The 7,134-nt window shown below is 73.0% G+C and carries 7 protein-coding genes and 1 pseudogene; 7 read left to right on the plus strand and 1 reads right to left on the minus strand.

The genetic code is table 11. The annotated features are described in order from the left end of the window. Nucleotides 1-457, minus strand: a 457-nt coding sequence (locus KN815_RS43040; protein ID WP_216347202.1) for a hypothetical protein, incomplete at its 3' end; no start/stop codon positions are given. Between the two features lie 237 nt (nt 458-694). On the opposite strand from KN815_RS43040, the gene KN815_RS43045 reads away from it, so the two are divergent. The 7 genes and pseudogenes from KN815_RS43045 to KN815_RS43075 form a co-directional block, all read left to right on the plus strand. Beyond that, nucleotides 695-1,660, plus strand: a complete 966-nt coding sequence (locus KN815_RS43045) for a complex I subunit 1/NuoH family protein (protein ID WP_216347203.1) — start codon at nt 695-697, stop codon at nt 1,658-1,660. Continuing rightward, on the plus strand, nt 1,660-2,352 hold the full coding sequence (locus KN815_RS43050; protein WP_216347204.1) for a NuoI/complex I 23 kDa subunit family protein: 693 nt from the start codon (nt 1,660-1,662) through the stop codon (nt 2,350-2,352). The genes KN815_RS43045 and KN815_RS43050 overlap by 1 nt, the downstream gene beginning before the upstream one ends. Continuing rightward, a complete protein-coding gene (locus tag KN815_RS43055) occupies nt 2,349-2,933 on the plus strand; it encodes an NADH-quinone oxidoreductase subunit J family protein (protein WP_216347205.1) in 585 nt (194 codons plus the stop codon). Before KN815_RS43050 ends, KN815_RS43055 begins: the two co-directional genes overlap by 4 nt. Then, complete coding sequence (nuoK, locus tag KN815_RS43060) at nt 2,933-3,334, plus strand: NADH-quinone oxidoreductase subunit NuoK (protein WP_059149004.1); 402 nt, start codon at nt 2,933-2,935, stop codon at nt 3,332-3,334. Before KN815_RS43055 ends, nuoK begins: the two co-directional genes overlap by 1 nt. After that, on the plus strand, nt 3,331-5,349 hold the full coding sequence (locus tag KN815_RS43065; protein WP_216347206.1) for an NADH-quinone oxidoreductase subunit 5 family protein: 2,019 nt from the start codon (nt 3,331-3,333) through the stop codon (nt 5,347-5,349). Before nuoK ends, KN815_RS43065 begins: the two co-directional genes overlap by 4 nt. Nucleotides 5,350-5,352: 3 nt before the next feature. After that, nucleotides 5,353-6,942, plus strand: coding sequence for a complex I subunit 4 family protein (locus KN815_RS43070; RefSeq protein ID WP_216347207.1), 1,590 nt, complete (start codon nt 5,353-5,355; stop codon nt 6,940-6,942). Next, nucleotides 6,939-7,134: pseudogene (locus KN815_RS43075) on the plus strand (NADH-quinone oxidoreductase subunit N); the annotation flags it as partial. The gene KN815_RS43070 and the pseudogene KN815_RS43075, both read left to right, overlap by 4 nt.

Here is a 7,134-nt window from a genome sequence, read left to right on the forward strand (position 1 = left end):
GCAGTGTGAGCGAGGGCTCCGCGAGCCAGCGCCCGGCCGGTACGGAGCCGACGGCGGACACCCAGCCCCCGGCGGCCGAACGCCCGCCCCGACGCTCGCGCAGTGTGAGCGAGGGCTCCGCGAGCCAGCGCCCGGCCGGTACGGAGCCGACGGCGGACACCCAGCCCCCGGCGGCCGAACGCCCGCCCCGACGCTCGCGCAGTGTGAGCGAGGGCTCCGCGAGCCAGCGCCCGGCCGGTACGGAGCCGACGGCGGACACCCAGCCCCCGGCGGCCGAACGCCCGCCCCGACGCTCGCGCAGTGTGAGCGAGGGCTCCGCGAGCCAGCGCCCGGCCGGTACGGAGCCGACGGCGGACACCCAGCCCCCGGCGGCCGAACGCCCGCCCCGACGCTCGCGCAGTGTGAGCGAGGGCTCCGCGAGCCAGCGCCCGGCGGGTACGGAGCCGACAGCGGACACCCAGCCCCCGGCGGCCGAACGCCCCGCGCCGCGGACGCGATCGTCCGACGCTCCCTGGCATCACGCGCGTCCCGCGCGGGAGGAGGACGCCGAGACCCCGCGCGGGCCGGAGGCAGCGCCGGAGGCATCGGAGGCCGGGGGAGACGGGGCCGAACGCGGCGGCGAGAAACCGGGCCCCGCCTCCGGCACGCCCGACGCCCCCGAGACCAACTCCGACGATCAGCCAGGAGGCACCGCGTGAACGACGTCCTCGACGTCGCGCTGCGACTGCTCGCCCTCCTGCTCGCCTTTCTCGTACTGCCCCTGCTCGTGGGGCAGACCGAGCACAAGGTCATGGCCCATATGCAGGGCCGCCTCGGGCCGATGTACGCGGGCGGATTCCACGGGTGGGCCCAACTGGTCGCGGACGGGGTGAAGTTCGCGCAGAAGGAAGACGTCGTACCCAACGGTGCCGACCGGCGGATCTTCCAGCTCGCGCCCGCCGTCGCCCTGCTGCCGTACCTGCTCGTCCTCGTCGCGATCCCGGTCGGCCCCGCCGAGGGGGCCGTGGGCCAGGTCGTGGACGCGGGCATCTTCTTCGTGCTCGCCGTGATGGGCGTCGGGGTGCTGGGTTCGCTGATGGCGGGCTGGGCCTCGGCGAACAAGTTCTCCCTCCTCGGGGGGTTGCGTACGGCTGCCCAGCTCATGGCGTACGAGCTGCCGATGCTGCTCACCGCCGCCTCCGTGGCGATGGCGGCGGGCACGGTCTCGCTGCCCGGCATCCTCGAGGCGTTCGAGTGGTGGTGGGTGCCGTGGCAGATCGTCGGCGGGGTGGTGTTCTTCACCGCCGGTCTCGCCGAGCTTCAGCGCCCGCCGTTCGACGCGCCGATCGCCGACTCCGAGATCATCTTCGGTGCGTACACCGAGTACACCGGGCTGCGGTTCGCGCTCTTCCTGCTCGCCGAGTACGCGGGCATCGTCATCCTGTGCGGGCTGACCACCGTCCTCTTCCTCGGCGGCTGGCACGGTCCGTTCGCCGACGGCCTCGGCTGGCTGTGGACGCTGCTGAAGACGGCCGTCCTCGCCTTCGTCGTGATCTGGCTGCGGGTCAGCTATCCGCGGCTGCGCGAGGACCAGCTCCAGCGGTTCGCCTGGACCTGCCTCATTCCGCTCTCACTGGCCCAGATCGCCCTCACCGGCGTCGTCAAGGTGGTGATCTCCTGATGGGCATCCCCGGATCCGGCCTGGCCAAGGGCCTGGCCGTCACGCTCCGCACGATGACCCGGAAGTCGCACACCGCGCAGTATCCGGACGCGCAGCCCGAGCTGCCGCCCCGTACCCGCGGGGTGATCGGGCTGTTCGAGGAGAACTGCACGGTCTGCATGCTGTGCGCCCGCGAATGCCCGGACTGGTGCATCTATATCGACTCGCACAAGGAGACCGTCCCCCCGGCCGCCCCGGGCGGGCGCGAGCGCAGCCGCAATGTGCTGGACCGGTTCGCGATCGACTTCGCCCTGTGCATGTACTGCGGTATCTGCATCGAGGTGTGTCCTTTCGACGCGCTCTTCTGGTCGCCGGAGTTCGAGTACGCGGAGGAGGACATCCGCGATCTCACCCATGAGCGGGACAAGCTCCGCGAGTGGATGTGGACGGTGCCCGCGCCGCCCGCGCTCGACCCGCGCGCGGAGGAGCCCAAGGAGATCGGCGCCGCCCGTAAGGCCGCCGACAAGCTCGCGGCTGCGGAGGCCGCGCAGGCCGCGGCCGCCGCCGAGGCCGCGCAGGCCGAGACGGAGCGCGCCTCCGACACCAGCGACGGGCCCAACGGGACCAACACGAGCGACGGGCCCAACGGGCCCAACGCGAGCGACGGGCCCAGCGCCGGCAGCGGCACCGACGGAAACGGAGCCGCCACGTGAGCCCCGCGCTCCACCTGGCCGCCACCGGCCACGGGTTCCTGTCGCCGACCGGTGTCGAGATCGCCTTCCTGCTGGTGGGCATCGCGACCCTCGGCGCGGCCGTCCTCACCGTCACCACCAAGCAACTGGTGCACGCCGCCCTCTGGCTGGTGGTGGCGCTCGGCGGCATCGCCGTGGAGTACCTCCTGCTCACGGCGGAGTTCATCGCCTGGGTGCAGGTGCTGATCTACGTAGGCTCCGTCGTCGTCCTCCTCCTCTTCGGGCTGATGCTCACCAAGGCGCCCATCGGCCCCTCCCCGGACGCCGATTCGGGCAACCGCCCGGCCGCGCTCGCGGTGGCCGTGGCCGCCGCGGGCCTCCTGGTATGGGTGGTCGTGGACGCCTTCCGGACCACCTGGATCGAGCTGGACAAGGGCGTCCAGGGCTCCACCGCCGCCTCCGGTGAGAGCCTCTTCCGGCACTGGGTGCTGCCGTTCGAGGCGCTGTCCGTGCTGCTCCTCGCCGCGCTCGTCGGCGCGATCGTCCTGTCCCGTAAGACCGCCGAACCGCGGGACGCCCAGAGCGGCAAGGAGAAGCGCTGATGCACCTCGCCTACCCCGCCGTGCTCGCCGTCCTCCTCTTCTGCACCGGCCTGTACGGCGTCCTCGCCCGCCGCAACGCGATCCTGGTGCTGATGTCGGTCGAGCTGATGCTCAACGCCGTCAACCTCAACCTCGTCGCCTTCGATGTCTGGCTCCGCGACACCCTGCACGCGGGCCAGGCCCTGACCCTCTTCACCATCGCCATCGCCGCCGCCGAGATCGGCATCGGCCTCGCCATCGTCCTCCTCGTCCACCGCAACCGCGGCACCGCCGACGTCGACAAGCTCCGGGACCTGGCCGACCCCCCGTCAGACGGCCAGGACCCGATGGACGACAGCATGGCAGCCCCCACTGACAACGACGCCGACCAGGCACGACGCGCCCGGAGGCAGACCGCGTGACGACCACGACCGCCGCCGTTCTCGTCCCCCTCCTGCCCTTCCTCGGCGCCGTCGCCGGGCTCTTGCTCGGCCGCCGCGCCCCCGGTTTCGTCCGCCCCCTCGCGGTGCTGCCGACCCTCGCCGCGGCCGGGCTCGCCGTGCTCGTCGCCGTACGGCAGGGCGGCGGAGCGGGCGGCGGTACGGCCCCGCTCACCGCCGCGACCCGGCTCGCCGACACCGGCTCGGTCCCCATCGACCTCGCTCTCCAGGTCGACGGCTTCGCCGCCCTGGTCGCGGTCCTCGTCGCCGTCGTCGCCTGCTGTGTGCAGATCTACTCGACCGGCTATCTGCGGGACGACCCCCGCTACCCCTCCTACGCCGCGCTCGTCTCCCTCTTCACCGCCGCGATGCTCCTGGTCGTCTACTCCGACGACCTGATCGTGCTGCTCGTCGGCTGGGAGATCATGGGCATCTGCTCGTACTTCCTGGTGGGCCACTACTGGGAGACCGCGGCCGCGCGCTCGGCGTCCCTGAAGGCGTTCCTGGTCACCAAGCTCGGCGACGTCCCGTTCCTGATCGGCATCTTCGCGCTCGCGGGCGACACCGGCACGTTCCGGATCAGCGAGATCCACACCCGGCTGACCTCCGAGACCGCCGGGGTGCCGCTGGACCACCCCACCCTGATCGCGCTGCTGCTGCTGGCCGGGGTCGCGGGCAAGTCCGCGCAGTTCCCGCTGCACACCTGGCTGCCGGACGCGATGGCCGGCCCCACCCCGGTCTCCGCGCTGATCCACGCGGCCACCATGGTCGCCGCCGGTGTCTTCGTCGTGGCCCGGCTGCTGCCCGTCTTCGCCTCCTCCGCCGCCGCGCTCGCCGTACTGGCCGCCATGGCGGCCGTGACGATGGTCGGCTCGGCGCTCGCCGCGCTCGCCCAGGACGACATCAAACGCGTCCTCGCCTACTCGACCGTCGGCCAACTCGGCTATATGACGGGCGCGCTGGCCGTCGACGACCGCGGCGCCGCCGTCTTCCACCTCATCACCCACGGCGCGTTCAAGGCGCTGCTCTTCCTCGGCGCGGGCGTGGTGATCCACGCCGCGGGCAGCAACTCCCTCGCCGCCATGTCCCGGATGAGCGGTCTCGCCCAGCGCATCCCCGACGCCTTCTGGACGATGACGGTCGCGCTGCTCGCGCTCGCCGCCATCCCGCCCTTCGCGGGCTTCTTCTCCAAGGAGGCCGTCCTCGGCACCGCCGAGCACGCCGCGACCGGCCACACCCCCGGCGTCCCCGAGGGCGTCGGCTGGACCGTGCTCCTCGCCGGTCTCCTCACCGCGCTCCTCACCGCCGGATACGCGGCCCGGCTGTGGCTGCTCGCCTTCCACGGCCGGGGCGAGCCCGTCCCCGACCACGGCAAGCAGCCGGTGGCCATGAACGCCGTCCTATGGGTGCTGTTCATCCCCACGGCCGCCCTCGGCCTCGCCTACGGCACGCTGCCCGACTGGTTCGACGGCGAGACGCTCACTCCGACCCTCACCACCTCCGTCCTCGGCACCGGGCTGGCCCTGGTCGGCGCCCTCGTCATGTACGGCGCCTGGCGGCACAGCTCGGCCCGGGCCGCCCGCGTCCCGCTCGGCGCGGTGGCCGCCCACCCCGAAGCCGCCGACGCCGTCTCCGAGGCCGAGGCCATCGCCACCCACGAGGCGGCCTACGGCTCCATCGCGGGCGCCAGCGACCCCGCCGACCCGGGGCGGCTGCTCCTGGGCCCGCTGCACCGCCACGCGGCCGTCGGCTTCCACCTCGACGCCGTCTACAGCGCCCTGTTCGTCCGGCCGGTGGCCGCCGCCGCCCGGCTCGTCCGCTTCCTCGACCGCGAGGTCGTCGAGACGTACGTACGCGGCGCGGGCGGTGCGCCCCGGCTGCTCGGCGCGGCCGTCCGCCGCGCCCAGACCGGCAATGTGCAGACCTATCTCGGCGCGCTGCTCGCGGGCTCCCTCGTCCTGGCCGTGGCCGCCGTCCTCGTCGCAGCGGGAGCCTGACCCGTGAACCACACCGTCCAGCAACTCCTCCTCGCCGCCCTGGTCGTGCTCCCCCTGCTCGGCAGCGCCGCCGCCCTGCTCCCGGCCCCGCCCGGGCTGCGCGGCCGCGGACCCGACCAGGCCGTACTGCGCCACGGCGTGACCGTCACCGCAGTGGTGCTCGCCGCCGCCATCGCCCTGGCCGCCGGGTTCGACCACGACCACCCGGCCAGGATGCAGGCCCAGACGGACATCGGCTGGATCCCGGCGCTGGACATCCGCATCCACCTCGGCGTGGACGGCGTCTCGCTGCCGCTGCTCGTGCTGACCGCGCTGCTGACCTTCCTCAGCGCGCTCTACGCCTACTTCAACCGGCCCGCCGGGCCGTCCCCCAGGGCCTTCGTCGCGCTGCTGCTGCTCCTTGAGTCCGGCACCCTGGCCAGCTTCGCGGTGCTGGACCTGATGCTGTTCTTCCTGGCGTTCGAGATGGTCCTCATCCCGATGTACTTCCTCATCAACCGGTGGGGCAGCGGCGAACGCGAGCGGGCCGCCTGGCGGTTCATCCTCTACACACTGCTCGGCTCCGTCGTCATGCTGCTCGGCCTCCTCCTCGTCGGGCTGAAGAGCGGCACCTTCGACATGGTGGCACTCGCCACCGACAAGGGCTCCGGGCTCAGCCACACCACCCAGTTGACCGCGGCCCTCGCCATCATCGTCGGACTCGCCGTCAAGGCCCCCATATGGCCGCTGCACAGTTGGCTGCCCGACGCCCACACCGCCGCCCCCACCGTCGGCTCGGTGCTGCTGGCGGGCGTGCTGCTCAAGATGGGCACCTACGGGCTGGTCCGCATCGTGCTTCCGATGACCCCCGGGGCGGCCCACACCTACGCGCCCTACCTCGCCGCGTTCGCCGTGGTCGGCATCATCTACGGATCCCTCGCCTGCCTCGCCCTCGCCCGCACCGGCGCCAAGGGCGACCTCAAGCGCCTGATCGCCTACTCCTCCGTCGGCCATATGGGCTTCGTACTGCTGGGCATCGCGACCCTCACCCCCACCGGTGTGAACGGCGCGCTCTTCGCCAACATCGCCCACGGCCTGATCACCGGGCTGCTCTTCTTCCTCGTCGGCGCCCTCAAGGACCGCTCCGGCACCACCGACCTCGACCAGCTCGCGGGCACCAGCGGCGCCGCCCTGTACGGCAGGGCGCCGCGCCTGGGCGGACTGCTCGCCTTCGGCGCCGTGGCCTCCCTGGGGCTGCCCGGACTCGCCGGGTTCTGGGGCGAGATGCTCGCCATGTTCGGCGCCTTCGACCCCGCCGACGGGCTCAGCCGCCCGGCGTATCTCACCTATATGGCGCTCGCCGGCTTCGGCACCCTGCTCACCGCCGCCTACATGCTCATCGTCGTACGGCGCGTCTGCATGGGCGACCACCCGATCGGGCCCCGCGTCGGGACCGAGCCCGAGCGGCCCGCCCTCGCCGACGTCCACGGCCATGAATTCGCCGCCTGGAGCCCCCTGGTGGTCCTCACCGTCCTCGCCGGACTGTGGCCCGCGGCCCTCCTCGGCCTCACCGACCCGGCCGTGCAGCAGCTCCTCGCGGGAGGCAACCGATGACTGCGAACGCCACGAGCCTGGCCACCAGCCTCGTCCAGTCCGTCGACTGGCTCGCCGTCGCGCCGCCCACCATCGCGGCCCTGGCCGGCCTCGCCGTCCTCGTCGCGGATCTCTTCCTGCCCGAGCACAGGAAGCATCTGCTGGGCTGGGGAGCGATAGCGGGACTGGCCCTGGCCGCACTCGCCCTGCTGC

It is taken from the genome of Streptomyces niphimycinicus (assembly GCF_018883605.1).
GTDB classification, from domain to species: Bacteria; Actinomycetota; Actinomycetes; order Streptomycetales; family Streptomycetaceae; genus Streptomyces; species Streptomyces niphimycinicus.